Source organism: Enterococcus sp. JNUCC 77, assembly GCF_054819945.1.
Map to the genome: position 1 here is coordinate 768,949 of NZ_JBTHIG010000002.1, position 22,384 is coordinate 791,332.

At 36.3% G+C, this 22,384-nt stretch carries 19 protein-coding genes and 1 pseudogene; 12 read left to right on the forward strand and 8 right to left on the reverse strand.

The annotated features are described in order from the left end of the window. The first annotated feature begins 209 nt into the window (after window positions 1–209). The 3 genes and pseudogenes from ACVWNY_RS16800 (at window position 210) to ACVWNY_RS16810 (ending at window position 3,022) form a co-directional block, all read left to right on the forward strand. Window positions 210–1,418: pseudogene (locus tag ACVWNY_RS16800) on the forward strand (MFS transporter). Between the two features lie 125 nt (window positions 1,419–1,543). Continuing rightward, entirely contained in the window at window positions 1,544–1,702 is a 159-nt protein-coding gene (locus ACVWNY_RS16805; protein ID WP_425514609.1) for a hypothetical protein, read from the forward strand. Window positions 1,703–2,050: 348 nt separating this feature from the next. Continuing rightward, a complete protein-coding gene (locus ACVWNY_RS16810; protein WP_454072017.1) occupies window positions 2,051–3,022 on the forward strand; it encodes an alpha/beta hydrolase in 972 nt (323 codons plus the stop codon). A gap of 333 nt (window positions 3,023–3,355) precedes the next feature. Here the strand turns inward: ACVWNY_RS16810 and ACVWNY_RS16815 are convergent, their stop codons facing one another. The 5 genes from ACVWNY_RS16815 to ACVWNY_RS16835 form a co-directional block, all read right to left on the reverse strand. Then, window positions 3,356–3,748, reverse strand: a complete 393-nt coding sequence (locus ACVWNY_RS16815; protein ID WP_461211751.1) for a VOC family protein — start codon at window positions 3,746–3,748, stop codon at window positions 3,356–3,358. Between the two features lie 77 nt (window positions 3,749–3,825). Beyond that, window positions 3,826–4,599, reverse strand: a complete 774-nt coding sequence (locus tag ACVWNY_RS16820; protein WP_454072018.1) for a helix-turn-helix domain-containing protein — start codon at window positions 4,597–4,599, stop codon at window positions 3,826–3,828. A gap of 233 nt (window positions 4,600–4,832) precedes the next feature. After that, window positions 4,833–5,573 (reverse strand): hypothetical protein, encoded by a 741-nt coding sequence (locus ACVWNY_RS16825; RefSeq protein WP_454072019.1) that lies wholly within the window; start codon window positions 5,571–5,573, stop codon window positions 4,833–4,835. Further along, window positions 5,570–6,430, reverse strand: a complete 861-nt coding sequence (locus tag ACVWNY_RS16830; protein WP_218325744.1) for an ATP-binding cassette domain-containing protein — start codon at window positions 6,428–6,430, stop codon at window positions 5,570–5,572. Before ACVWNY_RS16830 ends, ACVWNY_RS16825 begins: the two co-directional genes overlap by 4 nt. Next, complete coding sequence (locus ACVWNY_RS16835; protein ID WP_218325745.1) at window positions 6,427–6,795, reverse strand: GntR family transcriptional regulator; 369 nt, start codon at window positions 6,793–6,795, stop codon at window positions 6,427–6,429. Before ACVWNY_RS16835 ends, ACVWNY_RS16830 begins: the two co-directional genes overlap by 4 nt. Before the next feature lie 188 nt (window positions 6,796–6,983). On the opposite strand from ACVWNY_RS16835, the gene ACVWNY_RS16840 reads away from it, so the two are divergent. The 7 genes from ACVWNY_RS16840 to ACVWNY_RS16870 all read left to right on the forward strand — a co-directional run bounded on the left by ACVWNY_RS16840 (window position 6,984) and on the right by ACVWNY_RS16870 (window position 16,271). Continuing rightward, the gene (locus tag ACVWNY_RS16840; RefSeq protein WP_454072020.1) at window positions 6,984–7,928 is read left to right on the forward strand and encodes an AAA family ATPase; all 945 of its coding nucleotides are present in this window, start codon (window positions 6,984–6,986) and stop codon (window positions 7,926–7,928) included. Further along, window positions 7,928–9,001, forward strand: coding sequence for a DUF58 domain-containing protein (locus tag ACVWNY_RS16845; RefSeq protein ID WP_454072021.1), 1,074 nt, complete (start codon window positions 7,928–7,930; stop codon window positions 8,999–9,001). Before ACVWNY_RS16840 ends, ACVWNY_RS16845 begins: the two co-directional genes overlap by 1 nt. Then, window positions 8,998–11,202, forward strand: coding sequence for a transglutaminaseTgpA domain-containing protein (locus ACVWNY_RS16850; RefSeq protein WP_218325748.1), 2,205 nt, complete (start codon window positions 8,998–9,000; stop codon window positions 11,200–11,202). Before ACVWNY_RS16845 ends, ACVWNY_RS16850 begins: the two co-directional genes overlap by 4 nt. Before the next feature lie 2 nt (window positions 11,203–11,204). Then, window positions 11,205–11,642 carry a helix-turn-helix domain-containing protein gene (locus tag ACVWNY_RS16855; protein WP_454072022.1) on the forward strand — a complete coding sequence of 146 codons (438 nt, stop codon included), beginning with the start codon at window positions 11,205–11,207 and terminating at the stop codon, window positions 11,640–11,642. A gap of 484 nt (window positions 11,643–12,126) precedes the next feature. After that, complete coding sequence (locus ACVWNY_RS16860) at window positions 12,127–12,960, forward strand: PRD domain-containing protein (protein ID WP_438720692.1); 834 nt, start codon at window positions 12,127–12,129, stop codon at window positions 12,958–12,960. A gap of 4 nt (window positions 12,961–12,964) precedes the next feature. Then, complete coding sequence (locus tag ACVWNY_RS16865; protein ID WP_454072023.1) at window positions 12,965–14,824, forward strand: beta-glucoside-specific PTS transporter subunit IIABC; 1,860 nt, start codon at window positions 12,965–12,967, stop codon at window positions 14,822–14,824. A gap of 16 nt (window positions 14,825–14,840) precedes the next feature. After that, complete coding sequence (locus tag ACVWNY_RS16870) at window positions 14,841–16,271, forward strand: family 1 glycosylhydrolase (protein WP_454072024.1); 1,431 nt, start codon at window positions 14,841–14,843, stop codon at window positions 16,269–16,271. Window positions 16,272–16,683: 412 nt separating this feature from the next. Here the strand turns inward: ACVWNY_RS16870 and ACVWNY_RS16875 are convergent, their stop codons facing one another. Next, on the reverse strand, window positions 16,684–17,922 hold the full coding sequence (locus ACVWNY_RS16875; protein ID WP_438720689.1) for a hypothetical protein: 1,239 nt from the start codon (window positions 17,920–17,922) through the stop codon (window positions 16,684–16,686). A 101-nt stretch (window positions 17,923–18,023) separates the two neighbouring features. Next, window positions 18,024–19,100: an NAD(P)/FAD-dependent oxidoreductase gene (locus tag ACVWNY_RS16880; protein WP_454072025.1), complete on the reverse strand. Its 1,077-nt coding sequence runs from the start codon at window positions 19,098–19,100 to the stop codon at window positions 18,024–18,026. A gap of 136 nt (window positions 19,101–19,236) precedes the next feature. Between ACVWNY_RS16880 and ACVWNY_RS16885 the strand changes: the two genes are divergently transcribed. Next, entirely contained in the window at window positions 19,237–19,560 is a 324-nt protein-coding gene (locus ACVWNY_RS16885; protein WP_218325755.1) for a PadR family transcriptional regulator, read from the forward strand. 7 nt (window positions 19,561–19,567) lie between these two features. Then, complete coding sequence (locus ACVWNY_RS16890) at window positions 19,568–20,527, forward strand: permease prefix domain 1-containing protein (protein ID WP_454072026.1); 960 nt, start codon at window positions 19,568–19,570, stop codon at window positions 20,525–20,527. Window positions 20,528–20,691: 164 nt separating this feature from the next. Here ACVWNY_RS16890 and abc-f read toward each other — a convergent pair whose 3' ends face one another. After that, on the reverse strand, window positions 20,692–22,182 hold the full coding sequence (gene abc-f, locus ACVWNY_RS16895) for a ribosomal protection-like ABC-F family protein (protein ID WP_454072027.1): 1,491 nt from the start codon (window positions 22,180–22,182) through the stop codon (window positions 20,692–20,694). Window positions 22,183–22,384 lie beyond the last annotated feature (202 nt).

The following is a 22,384-nucleotide window of genomic DNA, read 5'->3' on the forward strand; positions in this document are numbered from 1 at the left end:
ACTTGCTTATAACGAGTGTCAGTTGAATCATACTATTGAGGGCTAGGAGAAATCCTAGCTTTTTGTGTGCTTTTATTTGACGACGTTCAGTAGACATCCATAAATAAACCATTGCCTGAAGGCGAATCCGATTTTAAATTTCAGGAGGTTTTACTTTGAAACAAAGTAATGCAAAACGCCAGTGGCACGTCAATGTTCAATTATTTTTAATGAGTCAATTTTTAACAGGAATCACCAGTATGACTGTTCAGTATGCCATCATCTGGTATCTGACTGAACAAACGAAATCCGCAACGATGCTGAGTTTTGCGACATTATTAGGGATGCTGCCGATGGTTGTATTAAGCCCATTCGTCGGTCCGTATGTGGATCGCTTGAACAAAAAAGGACTGTTGGTTGTGCCAGATTTGATTGCGGCTTTATTTGCGATTATTCTATCTGTCACCGGAATAGTTACCGGAACTTTCCCATTTTGGCTGATTTATGTCTCTTTATTTGTTCGCGCGGTGACGCAAACATTCCAGACACCGACGATCCTATCGATTTTGCCAACGATTGCGCCAAGAGAAGAATTAACTAAAGTCAATGGACAACTAGGCATGGTGCAATCCGCCAATAAAATCATTGCTCCAGGAATTGGCGCGTTTCTTTTTGCCCTTATGCCGTTGCATTTATTGTTGCTTTTAGACGTTTTAGGAGCATTCTTAGGTCTAGTGTTGTTACTTTTTGTAAAAATACCGAAAACTGCAACGCATTCCGGCAATACACTGGCACTTGAAGATACAAAACAAGGGATCAGAGACCTGCGCAGTAAAAAAGGTTTGTGGATTACCGTGCTGATTGGCGCCATATCCTCCATCTTTATTATGCCAGCCGCCAGTATGTATCCTTTAATGACGATTGGTTATTTTGAAGGAACTGTCAGCAACGCAGGATTTGTCCAAATTATTTACTCGATCGGAATGTTGGTAGGTGGATCAATTATTGGTGTCTTTGGAAACTGAAAAGACCGTATGAAGCCTTTAATCATTGCTTATCTAGTCATCGGAATCACGTTAGCAGCAAGTGGTCTTTTACCTGCAAATAATACTGGATTAATCTGGTTTATCATTTTTAGCGCCTTTACCGGGATAGCTGCACCATTTTTTGACACCATATTAATGGCAATGATCCAGCAAACTTTTCCAATCCAGCAGCTAGGAAGAATCATGGGTGTAGTCATGGCATTATTAAGTTTACTAGCATCAGTCGGTCTAATTTTCGCCTGTCCAGTAGCCGATCGCATCGGTGTAGAAAAATTATTTATCATTGCCGGATGGGGGATTATCTTATGTGCCATTATTAATTGGCTGATTGCTCCAGCAAAAAATTACGATAAACAGTTACAAGAAAAAGGTGTAATGGAACGTTATAAATAAATCGATTTTTCATGAATAATTTTCTATTTTAATTGATTTAGTAGGAAAAAATAAAAATCTAAAGTTAGAAGCCATTTATCAAGGCTTCTAGCTTTTATTGTCTGAAATTAGTTTAGTCGTTACTGATTCGGTGGAGATTACAGGCGAGCAATGGAGTGGGGAGACCTGTCCACCGTCTTTACAACCAAAAGTTCGACGAACATTTCTACATGCTAGATGCTAGTAAATATGAAAATATCGCAAACGCTGGCTGTGAAAAAGAATGGATGGCATTCTACGCTTGAGAAGACATAGAAATTCCAATCTAGCGCGTGTTTAATCCGAATCCCAAGATGTGGGATCGGATCATTATACGTTGAGCATCGATGGAAAATCTTGGTTGATTACAGAAGGTTGGAAAGCAGAAGGCACCGCTTCTTAAGGAAAATAAGTGTATATAAAAAAAGTCAGACTGTCTGATCTTTTTTCGTTTTTATCATAACCAACAGGCATAACAGTGTGTTCTTTATAAGTATTAGCTAATCGAATGGCGGGCTTCTATACTAAATGTAACCAGCAGGAAAATATTTTTCTTGACTTAAAGTCAAGGTGAAGCTTTAGACTGCATTTATCAAAGAAAAGAGGTCATCATCATGGAAGAAAAATTAAATTTAACAATAGAATGGGATAAAGTTTTCCCGCAAAGTCAACTGGTGAATCATCGTAAAGTCACCTTTCACACTCGTTATGGCATTACTTTAGCAGCGGATTTGTTTGAGCCAAAAAATATTTCTGGCAAGCTTCCGGCGATTGCAGTTAGTGGACCATTTGGCGCAGTCAAGGAACAATCTTCTGGTTTATATGCCCAAAAAATGGCAGAAAATGGCTATTTGACTATCGCTTTTGATCCGTCTTTTACTGGTGAAAGTGGCGGGACACCGAGATATGTGGCGTCACCCGATATTAATACGGAAGATTTTCAAGCGGCGGTGGATTTTTTATCGGTTCAAGACAATGTTGATCCAGAAAAAATTGGGATTATCGGAATTTGTGGTTGGGGCGGTATGGCGTTGAATGCGGCGGGGATCGATACAAGAATCAAGGCGACAGTAGCGGTCACTATGTATGATATGTCACGGGTTAATGCCAATGGTTATTTTGATGCGATGGACCAAGAAGCCCGTTATCAAGCCCGTCAAAATTTAAACGCCCAAAGAATTGAAGATTACAAAAAGGGTGAGTATGCTTTGGCTGGTGGTGTAGTGGATCCATTACCGGAAGATGCGCCTTATTTTGTGAAGGATTATTTTGACTATTATAAAACCGACCGCGGCTATCATCAGCGTTCGTTAAATTCAAATAACGGTTGGAATGTCACTTCGGCTTTATCATTTATGAATATGCCTTTATTACAGTATATTCATGAGATTCGCAATGCTGTTTTACTGGTTCACGGGGAAAAAGCCCATTCGCTATATTTTAGTGAAGATGCTTATAAAAGTCTTACTGGCGACAACAAAGAATTAATGGTGATTCCAGGCGCGAGTCATACCGATCTGTATGATCAACTAGAGATAATTCCTTTTGAAAAAATCACCCAGTTTTTTGATCAAAATATTAAATAGTAACATAGAGGGGAAGATTAAGATGATCAAACCTCACATTACTGTGCATATTTTTAGTTGTTGTTCGAGAAATGATATCTTTAACTATCCACCAAGAATGACCCGTGGTAGAGACTATAGTTCTTTGATAATTACCTTTAAAATGCATCTGTAAAATCTTAATATAGTTTATCAACTGCTACTTCTAGCCCATTCTTACATCATAAACCGAACTAAACTAGTGAAGTGTTGGATGCCATACTCAGCTTATACCAAAATATCAGAACAGAAACTTGTAAATACTAAAAATGACGCTCAGTTTTGTGAACGTCATTTTAGTATTCAATTGTGAATTTACTTCTTTTCTTCAGTAAAAGTTAAAACGTAGCCAGAATTATCTAGTATTGCAAACTCTTTGGTTCCATAGAATGTCGTGTGCATTTCAGTGTTAATCGTATGAACTGCTTTTAAATTATCGTACAAGGAATCCAAATCGTCAGTTTGGATATAAAGACTAATGGACGGTTTAACTTTGTCCGTTTCCAACGCCGGATACTCACTAATGAAATTATTCTTTTCTTGAACCATTAGGGTTAGATCATCCTTTACAAGAATACCAAATTGCAAGCCGCCTTGCTCACTTGGAACAGAAGCAACCATAATAAAACCTAATTTTTCTTCATAAAAGCTGATAGTTTCTTCAACGCTTTCTACCATTAAATTGGGTGACATGCTTTTCATCATCATATACTCCTCCTCTATTTAAGGATAGTTTATCAAGAAAATAATTTGCCGTATTGGAAAAAATAGTCAAAAATTCCACTTTATTGGTAACGAGAAATAAGCTCAAGTGGTGTTAACCCAATGTTTCGTTTAAAATCATTGATAAAATGCGATTGATCATAATATCTAACAAACTCTAAAACGTCACTTGGTCTTGATTTTGTAGAAGTTAAAATAGTAATGGCTTTTTGAAATCTTAAAATTGAAAGAACAACTTTGGGGGTCAAGCCATAATGTTTAATGAAGTTCCTTTGACATTGGCTTTGACTAAGATTCAAAATCTGACAAACTTCACTTACTGAAGAAGGTGGGTCCTGACTAAACTTACTGAATAACTTTGAATAAGTATCAGGTACAAAACCATCCATTTTATTCGAAATGAATCCTATTAAGTATTCTCTGGCTTCTTCAAAGGACAAACTAAAAAATAAGTCACAATCAAAATCAGTATATATTTCAGCTATAGACAAAAGTTTATCTAAAGCATCTTGTGGTTTTCGACCAGTAAGTTGGTGGAAAGCATTGGGCATTAGACGTAACCCCATAAACTTAGCTGGTAGATGGATGGGGAAATGAAAGTCCGTGCTAGTCATACCGGAGAACCCAATTACTTTTGCTTCAAAATCTACAACTAAATCAATACATCCGTCTAAAATGATGATATTTTCTAAATAAAGTGCTTCATCAGTAAGGGAAATCATATCCCAATAACAAATAATAAAATCGGATAATTCATCAATGACAGTTTCACTGTATTTAATATGCTTTTGAAAAGATAAATCAAGGATATAGGGAATTTGGATTGGATAATACATAGCAGAGTCTCCTTTGTGATAACCTATATACCCATTATATTATAAAAAATTAAGTGGCTTAATGTCTTTCATTAAGGTATGGAGTAGGAGAAGGATAATAATCCGACAAATTTACCTGTCGGCTTTCAATTAAAATCAGCCGAAGTTCTCTCGGGAGATACTTTGTGGTTGAAGTATTTGCCTAAAAAAGACTAAAAGAAACACGGTGATCAACTAGCGATCACCGTGTTTTTCTATGCATTCAAACGTCGAACTTCCCGACGAACATTTAATAAATAGGTAATACCTAAGCAAATCACCATACCAACTAAAAGTGAAATACTCATTGGCAATAGATGGAAACGACTATTTTGCAAGCCTATAGTAAGTTTCATAAATGTTGCTACCCAAGGACTAAGGGTCGTGCCAGTAGCAATCGGAAACAAAGTTAACAAACCAGTAGGAATCATAATCAATAATAAAATAATGACAATTTTTTTCATTCCTTGGACCCGATCATTAAAGGTACCAGCTAATAAAGCAATACATGTACCAAAGAACAGGATCCAAGTGAAAATAAACAAAGTTTTTAATAAATTTCCATCAGAATAAAAATCCAAGAAGAAGGTACTTAAAGTAAAATTCTCAAACATTGGTAGTGAATCAACCACTTTTTTAAGTAGTAAACAGATTGCTGCTAATCCAAAAGATTGTAGTAAATTAGAAATAATATTGGTGATAAAAATTGTACGACGAGAGACACCATTTTGAATAAATAATTTGAAATCAGAATTTACCCCAATAAAAGCCATAATGAAACCATAAATTAACGGACTGAATAGAAGATCCGAGTAGACTTGTTCGTGACTACCACCTATCGCTATAACTCCCAGTAGTGGAAAAATAATGGCAAAAGCCACGAAAAATCCAAAGTAAATCCCACCGGAAATGGCTATATATTTTAATCTATATCCTAAGGCTGTTGTCAGTTTCATTTTGCTTCCCCATTTCTTTTTGTTAATTGCACAAAGTAGCTTTGTAAATTCATCGGTCCTAAGCGAATTTCTCCGGGTAATTGGGCAGGTAAATCACCAGTCACAAAAGCTGTTGCTTGGTTACCTAATAAATCAATATTTAAAACATGTAAATTTTCAGTCGCAGCTAAAACCAAATCCTTCGGTCCAGTTAAAGTTTTTCCCTCACCTAAAATATCCTCGACCGTTGCTTGTTTGATCAATTTTCCATGATCAATAAAGATCACTTCTTCTAACAAATTAGCGATTTCTTCGATTAAGTGAGTAGATAATACAAAAGTTCGTGGACGTTCTTCGTAAGTTTCTAATAAAAACTGATAAAACAATTCTCGGTGATTGGCATCTAAACCTAAAACAGGCTCGTCCAGAAAAATATAATCACAAGGAACTGATAAAGCTGTAATCAATTTTGCGATGCTACGGTAACCAGTTGATAGTTTGCGCATTTTTAATTTCGGGTCTAAATCGAAAGCTTTGATCATATGATTGGCTAAATCCCAGTCGAAGTTGCCATAAAATCCTTCACTTAATTTAAAGACATCTTTGACTTTCAAAGGTGAAGGGAAGAGATTGTCTTCACTCATTAAATAAATGTTGTCTAGGGCATGTTCGTTATCAGTCACTTTTTCACCATCTAGATTGACCGATCCCCGACTAGGAAAAGCGCGATTGCTGATAATATTTAGTAAAGTACTTTTACCAGCACCATTTCGTCCTAATAGACCATAAATTTTTTCTTTTTCAAAAGTTAATTGAATATCATCTAAAGCATTTTTTTCTTTATAAATTTTAGTTACCCCATTAATCACTAAACTCATTTTTGATACCCTCTTTCAATTAAGGCTTGCAGCTGTTCTTGGCTGATGCCGATTTTTTTTGCTTCTTCGACTAAGTTAGCAACTTCTTTCGATAAAAATTCTTCTCTGCGATTGGCGCGGATTTTTTCTTGTGCCCCAGCTAGTACAAACATGCCAATACCTCTTTTCTTTTCGATTAAATTTGTTTCAACCAGTAAATTCATGCCTTTTAAAACTGTGGCAGGGTTGATTTGATAACTCTTAGAAATTTCTGTGGTGGAAGGTATTTGTTCCCCTTCAATAAAATCACCATTTAAAATCCCTTCAGAGATCTGATCGGCTACTTGCTGAAACAAAGGTTTTGCATCGGTGTAATTAAATTCCAAAATGTTCACCTCAGTTGTTTGGTTAGTTACTTGTGTAATTAACTATAAAACTATATAACGTCTCTGTCAAATAAAATTTTAAATAAATCAAAATTTTTTCCTAAAATCGCTTTTTTTGGCTTAAAAGATTGACTTAAACTCCACTCGAAGGTCTAAACTAAGGTCTATCAAACAGCGAGGAGCATTCTATGAATAATCAAGAAAAGATTTGGCGTTTGATGAAAAAGTTAAATACGGTTATTTTGGGGAAAGAAAATTTAATTATGTCAGTTGTGGCGGCATTTTTAGCCGATGGACATATTTTGTTGGAAGATATACCGGGGGTAGGAAAGACGACTTTGGCGACGGCCTTGTCGAAAGTTTTTGCGTTGAAGAATAATCGCGTGCAGTTTACACCAGATGTTTTACCATCGGATTTAACAGGTTTTTCGATTTATCAAAAAGATCAGGATCGTTTTGTTTTTCAAGAGGGAGCTGTTTTCTGCGATTTATTATTAGCCGATGAAATCAATCGAACATCACCGAAGACCCAATCAGCTTTATTAGAAGTAATGGAAGAAAAACAAGTGACAGTTGACGGAGAGACTAGAAAGTTACCGCAGCCATTTTTTGTAATTGCGACTCAAAATCCGCAAGGGACTGTCGGAACGCAATTATTGCCGCCGGCTCAAATGGATCGTTTTTTAGTTTCATTATCAATGGGTTATCCCAGTGAGGCCGATGAAATTATTTTAGCGAAGCAAGTTGCCAATGGTCGCCGTACAGATAGTTTAAGGAACCTTGTCACCAAAGATGAATTATTAGAAATACAAGCCGAAGTCAATCAAATTTATATTCATGATGCCATTTATCAATATTTAGTCAAATTAGTTCGTGAAACACGCCAAAGTAATGAGATTGAAATAGGCGCTAGCCCGCGAGGAGTCTTAGCATTAGTCAAATATGCCCGAGCAATGGCATGGTTAAAAGGGAATCAATTTGTTCAGCCCGCTGATGTGGCGGATTATTTTGAAGCGGCGATCGCCCATCGAATCGTCTTAAGTCCCAAAGCACAAGCTGATGGTCTAACAAAAAAAGCAGTGTTGCAAAAAATCGTTGCTCAAGTCGATAAACCGGTATTGAGGAGGATTTAATGCGAAAAATATTTTATTTGTTAGTGACAATTGCCAGCTTCTATTTCGCCGGACGTTACTATTCAAACTTATTGATGATTTTTTCTTTAGTATTATTGCTATTTTTTCTTTTTTCTTTTCTACAAGTTTGGTGGATTGGCAATCGGTTAGATATAAAAATTGAAAATCAGACGCAAAAAGTATTTCAAGGAACTGCTGGTGAGACAGCTTTTATTGTAAAGAATCATCAGTTTTGGCCGGTGCCAAATTTTAAAATCTTGGTGACAGCTGGAAATACCAAAGATCCAGAAAAAAAAGTGACCCAATCTGAGCTGTCTGGTTACGTCGATGGACGATCCGAGACGATTTTAAGTTTGCGTCTAACTTCTGAATACAGCGGTGAAATTGCTGTGGCTGTCGAAGGAATTGTTTTTTATGATTATTTAAAATTATTCAGTCATCGCCGTAGTGTACAAATCGGCAGTGTACAAAAAGTTTTCCCGCGCCCTTTAGAGATGACAATTGTTTATCAAAGTGCAACAAATACAACTTCAGATAACCAACCACTTGCTGAAATTCGTGGAAATGACGGTCCAGATATTTTTTCCGTTGATGTTTATCAGGTGGGAGACCATCCGAAAAATATTCATTGGAAGCTTTCGGCACGTACCGGAGAATTAATGACTAAAGTTTATTCTTTAGAAGAAAATCGGCAGGTTGTTTTGTGGCTGGATTTATTATTAGAAGACCAACAAAAACTAGCAGATGTTGATCGCTTTTTAACTTTGACGGCTAGTTTAGTGAATCAGTTGATGGTTCAAGGAATTTCTCAGGAAGTTCATTTAATTAATGGACTGTTGCCGATTTCACCAATCACTGTCAATAATCCTCAATCTTATCAGCGTTTGATGACCGAAATCATTAATCAATTGTCGATTGAAAAAAAGGTCGAGCAAACAACTACGCCACATGCTTATGGTAGTAATAATCTTTCATTGAACTTGAAGGGGGAGTTGTATGTGAATCAAAAATTATTGACCACATTCAGCGAAGATTATCAGCAAAAACTTCCACAGCAGGTGATTTACCTATGAGGTTATTTAAAGCAAAAGAATCGGAAAATGGCATTGCCTTTCAGCAACAATATACGATTAGTGGAAAGCCAAAAAAGAATCTTAGCTTTTTAGTGATTTTCTGGTTAAATTTTTTTGCGGGCAGTTTATTTGGTTTTGAAATTTTAAAAAGTTTGTTATTGAAACAAGTTACCAATTATCAGAACTGGTTAGTCATAACCATCGGTGTCATTTTTAGTCTGCTTTTGTTGTTACGCTTTTTCAGTCAAAAAAAAGGTTATGATTTGGCTGTTATAGCTTTTTTTGCGACTTATGGCATCCTTTTTTTACCCATTTATCGTCAATTTAGCGGGCTCATTACTGGAACGAGCTTAAATAGTCCGACGACCTTATCGGTAAGTTTGTTATTTGTATTCGTTGTAAGCTTGATTTATTTAATGGTGGTCGTTTTGCGACAACGCTTTATTTTTACCATTTTAGCAGCCGTGGTCTTATTTGTATCTCCTTATATTGGTATCGAGACTACAGGTTTTTGGTATGGATTGTTGTTTTTTATTATCGTCACTAATTATGTATTAACCGGCAGTAATTTAGCAGGAAATAAAAATAATATCAAAGCATTTCAACGAAAAACCAATATTATCGGCAAGACAACGATTATTATTAGCCTGTTATTTAGTAGTGTGTTTTTGGCTTTTTATCTGCTACTTCAACCGCAAATGAGTCGTTTACTGGAGATTCCGATCCAATTGGAAACGCGAGTTAGAGATCTTTCATTGCAGTTATTAAATATTAATCAGGAATCAATCAATGGTCGGATCAATCGCGGCAATAATTATCCTTCTGATCAAGAAGAATTCAGAGTGACGGTCAGTCAATTACCGACCGAGGATCTATATTTAAAGGATCAAGCTTGGAGCGATTATCAAGGTGATCAATGGTCGGAATTAAATGAGCAGCCTTTTTTTGATGAATTAACCACCGCTTATGAACGCAATGGCTGGGGGACAAATTATTACGCGAACGGGAATTATTTTGATGGCCGCTATACCTATTTATTGGATTATGGGAATGACTGGGATTACTCAGCCAATCAAGCAGCTAGAAATAGCAGTTATGATCTACAATTAGAAAAGTTGAATCAAAATTTACAATCTTATTATCAACCTTATTATTCCTTAAATAATTATGGTACAGCAGACAATGCCAGGTATCGATTACTCAGCCAAACAGATTATCTGACGGCTTTGAATCAAGCTGATCCAAATCAGATTGATTGGTTTGATCGAGTTGAGAATCTTTATAGCCGCTATGTCCAATCGGAATATACGAAAATCTCTACTGAAGAAGTGCCGCGAATAGCAGAACTTGTTGCTAGCCAAAACTTAACTGAAAGAAGCGAAATCACTGCTTTTATTATTGATCAGCTCCATTCTCGAGCGAGTTATTCTCTTACACCTGGTGTAATGCCTTTTGGAGAAGATATTGCAGAGGGGTTTTTATTTGATACGAGGCAAGGCTATTGCCAACATTTTGCGACAGCAGCGGTAATTATGTACCGATTATTTGATCAGCCGGCCCGTTATACGACGGGTTACAAAGTACCCGTTTCAAGTTTTGAAGAACAAGAAAATGGTCAATACGTGGCAACTGTCAAGGATGGTGATGCTCATGCGTGGGTGGAATTGTATCAGGAAAATTCTGGCTGGTTACCGGTGGAAGTAACACCTGATGCCACTAATCAAGCGAGTCTAACGAATCAAGAAAATACGACCAATGTAACCAATACTTCTACTAGACAAACTACTTTTCTTAGTCGTTTCGGTGTTGTATTGGTAACAATCTTTTTAGCAATCAGTTTGGTAATAGTATCGTTTTGGTTGCGCCATAGATACAATAAAAAAAATGCTGAAAAAAATCAACAGAGAGCAGATCAGGCTTTCCAAAATATGTTGTCAGCTGTTAGATATGCTAAAAAAATACCCCTCACTGGGAATGAAGCAGATTTTTCTAAACAAATGCACGAGCTTTTTCCAATGATTTCTGAGGGGAAATTCACCGAAATATTAAGACTTGTCATTCAGACCAGCTTTAGTCCGACTGAATTATCAGCCTCTGAAGTAGGTCTGGTAAATGAAACAGTCCAGCAAGCCATGAAAAAAAATCATCAAGAAATGACGACAGTGAAGAAAATTATAGCCAAGTATTGGTATGTCTATTAAGAGTGAAAATCGTCAAAAATATCAATCAAAAAAATATAATCATTATTCATTTAAGCGAAAACAATCAAGGCGATAGTGAAGTCCTGACTGGGGCAACTTATTTATCTCCCACAGCTTCTTTGGAAAATATCCGCGAGACACTCTGCCTCGAAGAAGAGATCCCAAAAGAAGCGTTCCGTCAAGAATCTTTATTAGAAAAATTGGTTCTGACAAAAAGGGAATTTCGTGTACTCCAAGAATTAATCAAGGCAGATGGTCGACCGCTTTCACAAGAAGAATTATGTCGACTTGTCTGGGACAAAGAAGTGCTGACCACTTCAATTAAATGCCAAATATCTACTTTAATCCGAAAACTACGAGATAAGATGGATCATGCTGGTTTTGCCAGCGACAAACTAAAAACCGTTCACGGTAAAGGTTATCAATTAATAAAAGAATAGGTGAATTCATTGAAATAGATAATTTATTAGTCGAGGAAACTCGGCTTTTTTAGTAGCTTTGGTTAAAGGGGTTAACTGAAATAGTCGGTGAAGAGATTTTATATAATCTGAAAGTAGTTGAGCTTGCAAGAAGATCATTCCAGATTCACTTTCAAGAAGAGCCAGTATTGATGAGAGCACATTACTGGCTATTATTGATCTAGAAGGATTGTCTAACACAGAAAAAGATGTAGACATTCTAGTGATATTTATGAAAGGTGATCAAAAAAACAAAAATAAGAAAAAGAAAGCGTTGACAAATATCAGGGTTTGATGCTATTCTTTTTTTGTAAGTAAGAAAAAAAGCTAGGAATGACAAAGTAGTCATTTTTAGAGTGATGTGACTGGTAATGCAGGCAGAACTCAGATTATGCACTAAATACACCGAAAAATTTCGGTTTGTTTAGTCTGTAATCTGAGTTTTTTTTCTGGAAAGGGGTAAATGATGAAAGTAGTAAAAATCTTAAATAATAACATAGCAATTATCGAAAAAGGCGGACATGAGTCCATTGTTTATTCTCCAGGAGTTTCATTTAAAAAAAAAGTTGGCCAACGAATTAATGATTCTGAAATAGAGAAGACTTATGTTTTAGACTCCAAAGATCGCTTAGAGCACTTTAGCTATTTGCTCACCCATTCTGATGAAAAAATGATTTATCTTTTAAACGATATCGTGGCGTATGGAGAATCAGTCAATCAACAAAAAGCGAATGATTATTTATATTTGGCGCTATTAGATCATCTTACTTTTGCATTGAGACGTGGAAAGAAAGGTCAATTCATTTTGAGTCCGTTAACTTGGGAGGTTCAGAAATTTTATCCGAAGTTTTATGAGATTGGTACTTATGCTGTTGCATTAATGAGAAAAACTTTTCAAATTGATTTTCCAGATGAGGAAGCCGTTTCGATCGCCTTACATTTTGTAAACATTAATGAAAGTCAGTCATTACTAGCTGAAACTGTCGAAAGTATGGAAATTTTGCGAGACATTTTAAATATCATAAAATATCATTTTCAGATTTCATTAGATGAGTCGTCAATGAATTATATGCGCTTGGTTACCCATCTGCAATATTTTATCGAACGATTAAGAAAACAAGAAGTCTATGATCAAGAAAGTTCTTCTTTGTATGAACAAGTAAGAATGCTTTATCCTGAGGCTTATCTAGCAACTGAAAAAATTGATATTTACGTAAAGGGCAGGTTCAATCAGTATCTGACACCAGATGAATACACTTATTTAATGATTCATATTAATCGTGTAACTGAGAGGAAGTAAAAAGATGAAATATCAAAATTTTAATCAAGAGATTATCGAATTAGTCGGTGGAAAAGAAAATATTCAAGCGGTAGTTCACTGTATGACAAGGCTACGGTTTACCTTGAAAGATCGTTCTAAAGCGGATACAGAGGGACTAAAAGCTTTAGACGGAGTAATTGATGTAGTCAGTAATCAAGTAGCCTATCAAATAATTGTTGGTACGCATGTTAGTGAAGTCCATAAAGAATTAACGACCATGCTAGGGATCAATGACGATGCGCCAACCCAGCAACCAAAGGCCAAGAAAAATGTTGTTAAAGCGGCTTTAGATGTTGTATCAGAATCAATGACACCGATTTTAGAGCCAATAATTTGTGCGGGTCTTTTAGCGGCAGTTCTATCCATTTTATCGTTAACGGGATTGATTTCGCCTGAGAGCTCAACTTATATCATTTTAGATACATTAAGAAGTGCGGTCTTTTATTTCTTGCCAATTTTTATGGCTATGAGTTGTGCTAAACGGTTAGGTGCAAATCCTTATTTAGCCGTTGCTTTAGCAGTTACCATTTTATCAGATTCAATCAATGGCGTTTCTGGTTTAACAATGTTCGGCATTCCTTTACCAGAGATTACTTATTCAAATAGTTTTGTACCGATTTTGCTGGCTGTTTGGGTGATGGGATACGTCACAAAATTTATCAAAAGAATTGTGCCAAATTCTTTACAATTGTTTTTAACACCGTTATTAGTGATGTTAATCATGTTACCAGCGACTTTGCTGGTTTTTGGACCAATTGGTTTTTATTTAGGTGAAGGCATTATTGGTATTTTTACTTGGCTATTGGATACGGTAGGTGCGTGGTTTGTAATGATGCTTTATGCGGCCTTACAACCTTTCTTAATTATGTTGGGTGCTGGTAATTTCATCATGCCGGTGGTGGCTTCGTTAATTGCTGCCAATGGTTTTGACCCAGCTTTTATTACCGCATGTACAATATCAGATATTGCAGTAGGTGGTGCGATGCTGGGCTATTTCTTAAGAACACGAAATAATAAGCAAAAACAATTATTCGGGACGGTTACATTATCAGCAATTTTAGGAATCACTGAACCAGCTATTTACGGAGTTTTTGTAAAATACCGTCGACCATTTATAGCAGTTATTATTGGTGGGGGATTAGGCGGTTTATTTGCAGGAATTACCGGTGTGAAAGCTTATTCTGTTGCTTGGGGACTATTTGGTCTTCCTTCTTATATTGGTGAAGGTGATTTTAGCAATTTATGGTTCATGGTCGCTTCAGTAATAATCAGTTTTGTAGGTGCAGCAGTGGCAGCTTTTCTATTAGGTGTTCCTGCTGAAGAAGATGATTCCCAAGAAGAAAATGCTAAAAGCAATCAAGAATCAGAGGGTAAAATTAACTTACGTACAATTTCTTTGAAAAGTGTAGTGAAAGGTCAATTGGTACAACTTTCTGAAGTAAGTGATCAGGCTTTTTCATCAGGTGCATTAGGTAAAGGTGTGGGCATAATTCCTGAAGCTGATGACATTTTTTCTCCAGTCGATGGAGAGGTTACTGTTGTTTTTCCGACAAAACATGCTGTGGGTATTAAAGGGAAAAATAATGAAGAAGTATTGATTCATATTGGAATTGATACTGTTGAATTGGACGGCATGGGTTTTGTTATTGATGTCAAAGCTGGTGATCAAGTAAAAGTCGGTCAAAAAATAGGTACTGTTGATTTTAAAAGTATAAAAGAAGCAGGGTATGACACTACGACAATTGTGGTAGTGACGAATACTAATGATTATTTAGACGTTATTCCAGAAACCAATCGAACGGTTTGTGACAGTGATTTATCAATGAATATTATTTTTGAATAGAAGTCGAGGAAAGTAGATGAAATTAGATAGTAATTTTTTATGGGGCGGTAGTATTGCCGCTCATCAATGTGAAGGTGCTTTTCAAGCAGATGGAAAAGGAACGGGAATCATGGATTTAGTGACAATTGGTTCTTATCAGCAGCCAAGAGAAATTGATTCTGAAATAAATCCTAATAAACGGTATCCATCTCATCAAGGAATTGATTTTTACCATCGATATCGAGAAGATATTGCTTTGTTTGCAGAAATGGGTTTTAAGGCTTTGAGAATCTCAATTGATTGGTCCAGAATCTATCCCAAGGGGGATGAAGAGCAACCAAATCAAGCGGGTCTAAAATATTACCAAGATGTTGTGGATGAATTATTAAAACACAATATAGAACCGATTGTTACTTTGTATCACTTTGAAATGCCGGTTCACTTAGTTAAACAATATGGTTCTTGGGCGAATCGAAAAGTAGTTGATTTTTATTTGAAATTTTGTGAAACAGTTTATCAAGCACTAAATCATAAAGTGAAATATTGGGTGACCTTTAATGAAATGAACCATATTGATCCCCAAACTGAGGCCAGTGACATATTTACTTATATCATTGCCGGACTAAAATACTCTGAAATAGAAAATAAAAAACAAACGTTAGCAACGATTGGTTACAATATGACTTTAGCCAGTTGTCTAGCTGTAAAAATGGGCCATGAAATAAATCCTGATAATCAAATTGGCTGCGTGTTTGGTATTGAGCCAGTTTATCCAGTTGATTGCAATCCAGAAAATGTTCTAAATGCTTTTCAACAGATGGATCGAGATTTTTATCAGATTGATGCCATGTGTAATGGAGAGTTTCCTAAATATAAACTAAATGAATACCAAGATTTAGGTATCGAATTGCCAATTAATCCTGAAGATTCTCAAGCATTTGAACACGGTCGTCTAGATTTTATTGGCATGAACTATTATGCATCTTCGGTGGCAGAGTATGAAGGTTCTGACGCAAATTCGAGTGCATTATTTGGAGGCTTACAGAATCCATTCTTAAAAACTAGTAAGTGGGGGTGGACCATTGACCCAATAGGTATTCGTTATCTATTAAATTATACTTATCGTAAATATGGGTTACCAATCATTATTACTGAGAATGGTTTAGGTGCAGTGGATGAAGTAAATCAAGCAGGAGAGATTGTCGATGATTATCGAATTGCTTATTTATCGGATCATATTTCTGAGATAAAAAAAGCGGTTGAACTTGATCAAGTAGCGTGTTTTGGCTATTTGATGTGGGGACCAATTGATCTGGTAAGTGCAACAACAGGACAAATGAGCAAACGTTATGGCTTTATTCATGTTGATTTGGATGACGAAGGTCGGGGAAGTTTGGCTCGTACCCGAAAAAAATCTTTTGATTGGTATCAACAGGTGATTACTGAAAATGCAGAAAATTTGAAATAAACAAAAGGAGAAATGCCGTTCATATAATGGATGGTGTTTCTTTTTTGTTCATCATAAGGTTATTTTGAGTGATCGAAGGGAAGTAAGGGGGAAATAATATACTTCTTTAATCATTTCAGCTTGAAAAAGTGAAGTTTAACAGATTAGATAAATGGTCATGACACGCTATTAGCTTTTATTATTGCTTTTTTAGTACCAAAAAAAGAGGGATGAATTATTAAAATCATCCCTCTTCTTGTTAGTTAATTAGTTTCACTGAAAATATAAATTATTCTGATGTGACAAAAGATTTCGACAAAAATATTCATCAATCATTATCAATGATCTCCAATTAGTTCGATTGATCGCGATTACTTTTATAAAAGTAATTTTTTTTGAGAGAAATGGTGACAGATTAAGAAGTTTTTGTCACTTACATTTTATACAAAATCACTTTTGAGTAGCCAGTGTTTGAGTAGATATTGCTAATCCGATTAACAGGGTAGACTTGGTGGAAAGCTACATTTTCATGAGGTGTATTGCCCCAGAAAAAGCCGATGTGACAATCGAAGTTGACTTCACCAAAGTTAGGTTCGAAATAGAAGATATCTCCTTTTTCAGCCAATCCACTGTTTAATAAGGCGGCAACGTTTGGAAATTCGTGACGCGTGGTTCCTTGATTCAAGGCATTACGCCAGTTATAACCATTAGCCCAGCTACCCCAGTTGTTTGAAATAGCAGAAATTCGGTTTAAATCGCCACCAGCATTTCTGATAGCTGCAGCGACAAAACCGGCACAATTCATACCAGAACCTGGTTGCATATAAAGCTCCGGATTATTAGAAGCAACGCCTCTAAATGGTGTGCCTAGGTAGCGACCGCCATTAACGTTAAGTTCATCAATAATTGCTTGTCGTGTAATTCCGAAAAAGTTTCTCTGTGGTGCGGGATTATTAATCGGATCACCTTTAGCGACCACATAATAAGCAATGCCTTCATTTTTCCAGCCAGCTTTAACTAATCCATCTCGTTCACCAGCATCCGTGGTGTAATGATGACTGCCAGCATTTCTAGCATTTTGATTGAAGAGCCGATACATGGGGATCCCTGTATCTGGTGTACTCCAAGCATTACCTTCATATACCCAACCATTTCTTCTTAAAGAATCAATTTCACCTTGATTAGCAGTCCAAAAGTGTTCACCAGAGTTAGGATTATAGACCCTAAATAAAGCATTGCCGGTCATGTTAACTTTCATACTAGTGCCTTCATAATACCAGCCGATGCTGACTAAATAATCTTTTTCACTGGCACTTTGTGTATGCAGATGCTCGCCATTATTAGGGTTATAGATCCGATGAATTACGATTAAGGCTTCATTTGCTGCCATCGCACTTCTAACTTGTGGATCAGCAACAGCTGTATTTGATCCCGGATTTTCAGCAAATGTTTCCGGTGCCATTTCTTCAGCTTTTCCTTGACGGTCTAGATAAACTTCTGGAACGTTACTGGTAATTGGATATTCCTCGCTAGAATTTTCAATGATTTGTGTTTCTTCTGATTGAATATCTTCGGCAGAAGCTTCATTCACAGATGCTAAACTAATACCCAAAATAGTTATTGTAGATAACAAAAGTAGACTGCCATAACGAAATTTCCCCGACTTTTTCATTATTTTCTCCCCCTTAATTAGAATCATTTTCATTTCCTAATTTTATTATAACTGATTTTTCCAATAGTTCAAAAGCAAATCAAAAGGATGTAATAATTCTATTATTTTAGATAATTAATAAGAGGTTTTTGATAACTATCCCATTTTTTCTCGTGATTATTTAAAAAATTTGCTAATAAATTTGCAATCATTGGTCCAGTAGTTAAACCAGAAGAGCCTAAACCACTGGCGACAATTATGCCATCTGGAAGTTCACCAAAAAAAGGCGCAAAGTCACTGGTGTATGCCCGTGTACCAACTCGTTGGCTATGAGGAAATTGAAATAATTTTTCTGGTTGGATTAAAAAGCTAGCTGCACCTTCAGTTAATTGATGAAAGGCGGCATTCGTTGGTTCCAAATCCCAATTAGCATCATTCTCGTGGGTGGCGCCTAATAAAATTTTTCCATTATTAAAAGGAATCAAATCACTTTCTCCTGCTAACATTGCTACTGGCCAATCGTCACTAGTAAAATTTGTTTCAAAAACAATTAATTGACCCTTTTGCGGACGAATATCCACCTGATAATTTAGTGGAGCTAATAATTCTTTTAAATGAGGCCCCACTGCTAAAACAATTCGATCGTATTGTTCCGGGCCGTGATTCGTCAGCAAAGTTTCAGGATTTTTTATCTGTATCTTTTCATTGCGAAATTGAATATTGGTGGCAATTTTTTTTAAATGATTCAAATAACCTAAACCATCTAATCGTGCGCCTCCGGTAATAAATAAACTTTTTTGCGGTTTTAATAAAGGGAGCATTTCAGCTGTTTCTTGGTTAGACAAAAGATGAATTTCACCAATTTCTGGCGCATCAATTTTTCGGGTCTCAGCTAATTCTGTTAAAGCTGCTAAATTTTCCTCAGGTTGTAAAATTAAGCTACCTACTTGTCGATAGATAGCTTCATCTAATTGGAAATCTTGCGCTAATTTAGGTAATAAAGCAGCGCCTGCTTTTGCTAATTGATACCATTGTTTATTCCGCCTTTTGGAAAGCCAAGGGGAGATGATACCGGCACTGGCTTTGGTTGCTTGACCAGTGGGCTCATCAAATAAAGTAATCTCAAATTTTTCAGACGGCAGGATATTGGCTAAAGTTAATCCGATGATTCCACCGCCGACAATTGCTATTTTTTCCATCGTCATCCTACTTTCTCTATTCATTTTCCCACAGAAAAAAATTTTTTCAAAACATCTTGAATTTTACTTTACCTGTCGTAGTAATTAAGCTATACTAATTACAACGACAGATGAAGTAATTTTAGGAGGGAACAAAATGATCTCTAGCGACGGGATTCGCGGCTATAATGACGTAATCATTTTGTCCATTCTAAACGAAGGGGATTCTTATGGCTACGCCGTTTCAAAAAAAATTCGAGAGATAACCGAAGAGCTTTATGCAATTAAAGAGACCACCTTGTATTCAGCCTTTAATCGATTAGAGAAAAATGGATTGATTGAATCTTATCCTGGCGAAGTTACCCACGGGAAGAAGCGTACGTATTATCAAATTACCGCAGCTGGACAAAATTTTTTGGAAGAAAAAAAACGCGAATGGCAGCAAACAAAAAAAGTTGTGAATCGTTTTATGAAAGAGTGAGGGTGCTATGGATACGATAAAAAATTATTTAGAGACATTATTTTTAGAATTGCCGAAAACAGAAGCCGTCGAAAAAGCTAAAGCTGACTTGTTGGCAAATATGGAAGATCATTATTTTAGTCTAATCGATGAGGGGAAAAGCGAACACGAAGCAATTGGCGCAGTAATTAGTGAATTTGGTTCAGTGGATGAATTACGCCAGACTTTAGAAATTGAAGAGGAACCTGAAGCTGATTTTTTCGAGGATGAAGATGAATTAACCTTGCCAATCGATGAAGAAGAGATGCTGACCTTTTTAGCTGGACGAAAACAGATTGCATTAGGCCTAAGTTTAGGTATTATGTTTACCATCTTAGCTGTAGCTGCCATGATTCTATTTTCCGAAGTAGGGGAAGCTTTAGGAATGTCGATATTCTTCATTTTTGTGAGTATTGGTGTCGGATTAATTATTTATTATGGTATGCAGTTTCAAAAGATTGATGGTCCTTTACATGACCGAATGATTTCACGAAACCTTGTAAAAAAAGCACAAGCCCTCAAAGGTGAGTACACCAAAAGCTTTACTATTGGCTTAATTTTAGGAATTTGCAGCTGTATTTTATCAGTTGTCCCAATATTTGTTTTTAGCTATGCTGAAAATTTTGGTGCCGCATTATTAATGGCAATGATTTCTATCGGTGTCTTTTTAATTTGTTATAGCAGCATATATTATACTGGTTTCGATAAGTTTGTTGAAAGTCGTTTTTTCGTAGGTGATGAAGACAAGTTAGGTCCCAATGCTAGAAAAGAAAAATATGGAAACAATGCTGAAAAAAAGTACGTAATTGAAAAAATGTATTGGCCAGTTATTGTTGTGACTTATTTTATTTGGTCATTTGTTTTTGATGCTTGGCATATTAGCTGGGTCCTTTTAGTGGCTGGTGGGATTTTATGGAGTGGGATTGAAGCTGTAATAAAGAAAGTATAATAATTAAAGCACGATTCCGACTTGATTGCCGGAACCGTGCTTTTTTTAGTAAATTATTATTTAATTGGATAACTAGCGTCTGAATCGCGATTTTTTAGTTAGCCAGCTTTACAGTTTAGACTATAAAAAGAATCTGCTAGAGGATATTACTGATATTTCTAGGTTTATCCTAACTTAACGATACCTGCGCTGACATTTTTTAAAAACCGTTCATCATGTTCTACAATCAGCATAGTCGGATTGATCCGTACCAACAATTCTTCTAACTGTTTCTGGTTAAAGACGTCCAAATAATTTAGTGGTTCATCCCAAATATATAACTCTGCAGGTTGAGCTAGTGATTTTGCTAGCTCGACTTTTTTTCGTTGTCCCATGCTCATTTGTTCGATTTTATTATGGAAGACATTTCGTTCCATTCCTAGTTTCCGTAAATTATTTAGAAAGGAAGAATAATCTAATCTTTCTTTTTCAGCAAAAGCTTTTAAGGTACCTTGGTTATCTTCATAATTTTGCCGAACATAACTAATTGCTAGTTTTTGTGGACGTAAAACTTCACCATCTGAAATGCCAGTAAAATTCTCCAGCAAATATTGAATCACACTGGATTTTCCCGAACCATTAGCGCCGGTTAATGCGACAATTTCGCCTTGATTTATTTCAAAGGAGAGGGAAGAAAAGAGGGATTCCATCCCGTAAGATAAACGCAAATTTTCAACTTTTATTAATTGTTTGTGATATGTTGGCTGATAATTCAGACTTAGCTGATCGACGGTCTCAATATTTTTTAATAATCCTTCTTTAAATTCAATCTGACTCTGCATGCGACCTTCCATTTGCTTCGAACGCTTCATCACACGGGCGGCACGAGCACCAATAAAACCAGTATCACCAATCGCACCACTACCTTTTTCAGAAGGCTTACCATATTTATCCTTTTCTCGAGACTGTGACCAAGCTGCTTTTTCAGCAGCGGTTTGTTTAAGGCGACCAATTTCTTTTTTTAGTTTACTATTTTCAGCTTGTTCGTAGGAATCTTGTGTTTCTTTTTGTGTTTCGTACGTCGAAAAATTCCCTTGATAAAGAACGATTTGATTTTTTTCGATAGCTAAGGTGTGGTTGCTTACCTCATCTAAAAAGTTGCGGTCATGACTAATAACGATATAACCAGCTTTTTGTTGCAGGTATTTCGCGACTTGTTGGCGGCCTGCTGCATCTAGATGATTGGTGGGTTCGTCAATTAATGGAAAGAAATTTTCTTCAGTAAATAAACAAGCCAGCAATACTTTTGTCTGTTCGCCACCAGATAATGTACTGTAAGGTTGCCATAATAAATCTGGCGATAAGTTTAAATGATTCATCTCTCGCTCTAACTGCCATAGTTCAAAAGAACTGACTTCAATTAACGCATCATAAGTTAGTAAATTTTCATTTTGAATGTTCAACGGAAAATAAACCGTCGATAAGGGGATAACGATATCTCCTTGATAAGTTAAGTGTCCCTGCAGTAAACTCAGTAAAGTTGTTTTTCCTCGACCGTTTCGTCCGACTAAACCTAGTTTCCAACTAGAGTCCATCACTAAGTTGACATCATCAAATAATAAATCCCCTTGACCGTCATAGCCAAAAGTTAAGTGTTTTAATTCAATTGTACTCATCTATTCACCCCATTATAAAAAGCCCAAAAACTATTTTCAGAATTTGGGCTTAAGCAGGCGAGTACACAAAAATAGACCTGTCGTTAAATCCCTAAGCCAATCCTGAAAATCTGCCGATAAATCCCTTGGTATTAACCAAAAATTTATATTACTGACAGCTTTCAACATTCACTTAGATTTTCAACGGCAGATCCCTCGTTTC

Bases quoted from the DNA above. Each gene is read 5' to 3' on its own strand.
- ACVWNY_RS16810 (WP_454072017.1), top strand. From the start codon at position 2,051: ATGGAAGAAAAATTAAATTTAACAATAGAATGGGATAAAGTTTTCCCG.
- ACVWNY_RS16815 (WP_461211751.1), bottom strand. From the start codon at position 3,748: ATGATGATGAAAAGCATGTCACCCAATTTAATGGTAGAAAGCGTTGAA.
- ACVWNY_RS16820 (WP_454072018.1), bottom strand. From the start codon at position 4,599: ATGTATTATCCAATCCAAATTCCCTATATCCTTGATTTATCTTTTCAA.
- ACVWNY_RS16825 (WP_454072019.1), bottom strand. From the start codon at position 5,573: ATGAAACTGACAACAGCCTTAGGATATAGATTAAAATATATAGCCATT.
- ACVWNY_RS16830 (WP_218325744.1), bottom strand. From the start codon at position 6,430: ATGAGTTTAGTGATTAATGGGGTAACTAAAATTTATAAAGAAAAAAAT.
- ACVWNY_RS16840 (WP_454072020.1), top strand. From the start codon at position 6,984: ATGAATAATCAAGAAAAGATTTGGCGTTTGATGAAAAAGTTAAATACG.
- ACVWNY_RS16845 (WP_454072021.1), top strand. From the start codon at position 7,928: ATGCGAAAAATATTTTATTTGTTAGTGACAATTGCCAGCTTCTATTTC.
- ACVWNY_RS16850 (WP_218325748.1), top strand. From the start codon at position 8,998: ATGAGGTTATTTAAAGCAAAAGAATCGGAAAATGGCATTGCCTTTCAG.
- ACVWNY_RS16860 (WP_438720692.1), top strand. From the start codon at position 12,127: ATGAAAGTAGTAAAAATCTTAAATAATAACATAGCAATTATCGAAAAA.
- ACVWNY_RS16865 (WP_454072023.1), top strand. From the start codon at position 12,965: ATGAAATATCAAAATTTTAATCAAGAGATTATCGAATTAGTCGGTGGA.
- ACVWNY_RS16870 (WP_454072024.1), top strand. From the start codon at position 14,841: ATGAAATTAGATAGTAATTTTTTATGGGGCGGTAGTATTGCCGCTCAT.
- ACVWNY_RS16875 (WP_438720689.1), bottom strand. From the start codon at position 17,922: ATGAAAAAGTCGGGGAAATTTCGTTATGGCAGTCTACTTTTGTTATCT.
- ACVWNY_RS16880 (WP_454072025.1), bottom strand. From the start codon at position 19,100: ATGGAAAAAATAGCAATTGTCGGCGGTGGAATCATCGGATTAACTTTA.
- ACVWNY_RS16885 (WP_218325755.1), top strand. From the start codon at position 19,237: ATGATCTCTAGCGACGGGATTCGCGGCTATAATGACGTAATCATTTTG.
- ACVWNY_RS16890 (WP_454072026.1), top strand. From the start codon at position 19,568: ATGGATACGATAAAAAATTATTTAGAGACATTATTTTTAGAATTGCCG.
- abc-f (WP_454072027.1), bottom strand. From the start codon at position 22,182: ATGAGTACAATTGAATTAAAACACTTAACTTTTGGCTATGACGGTCAA.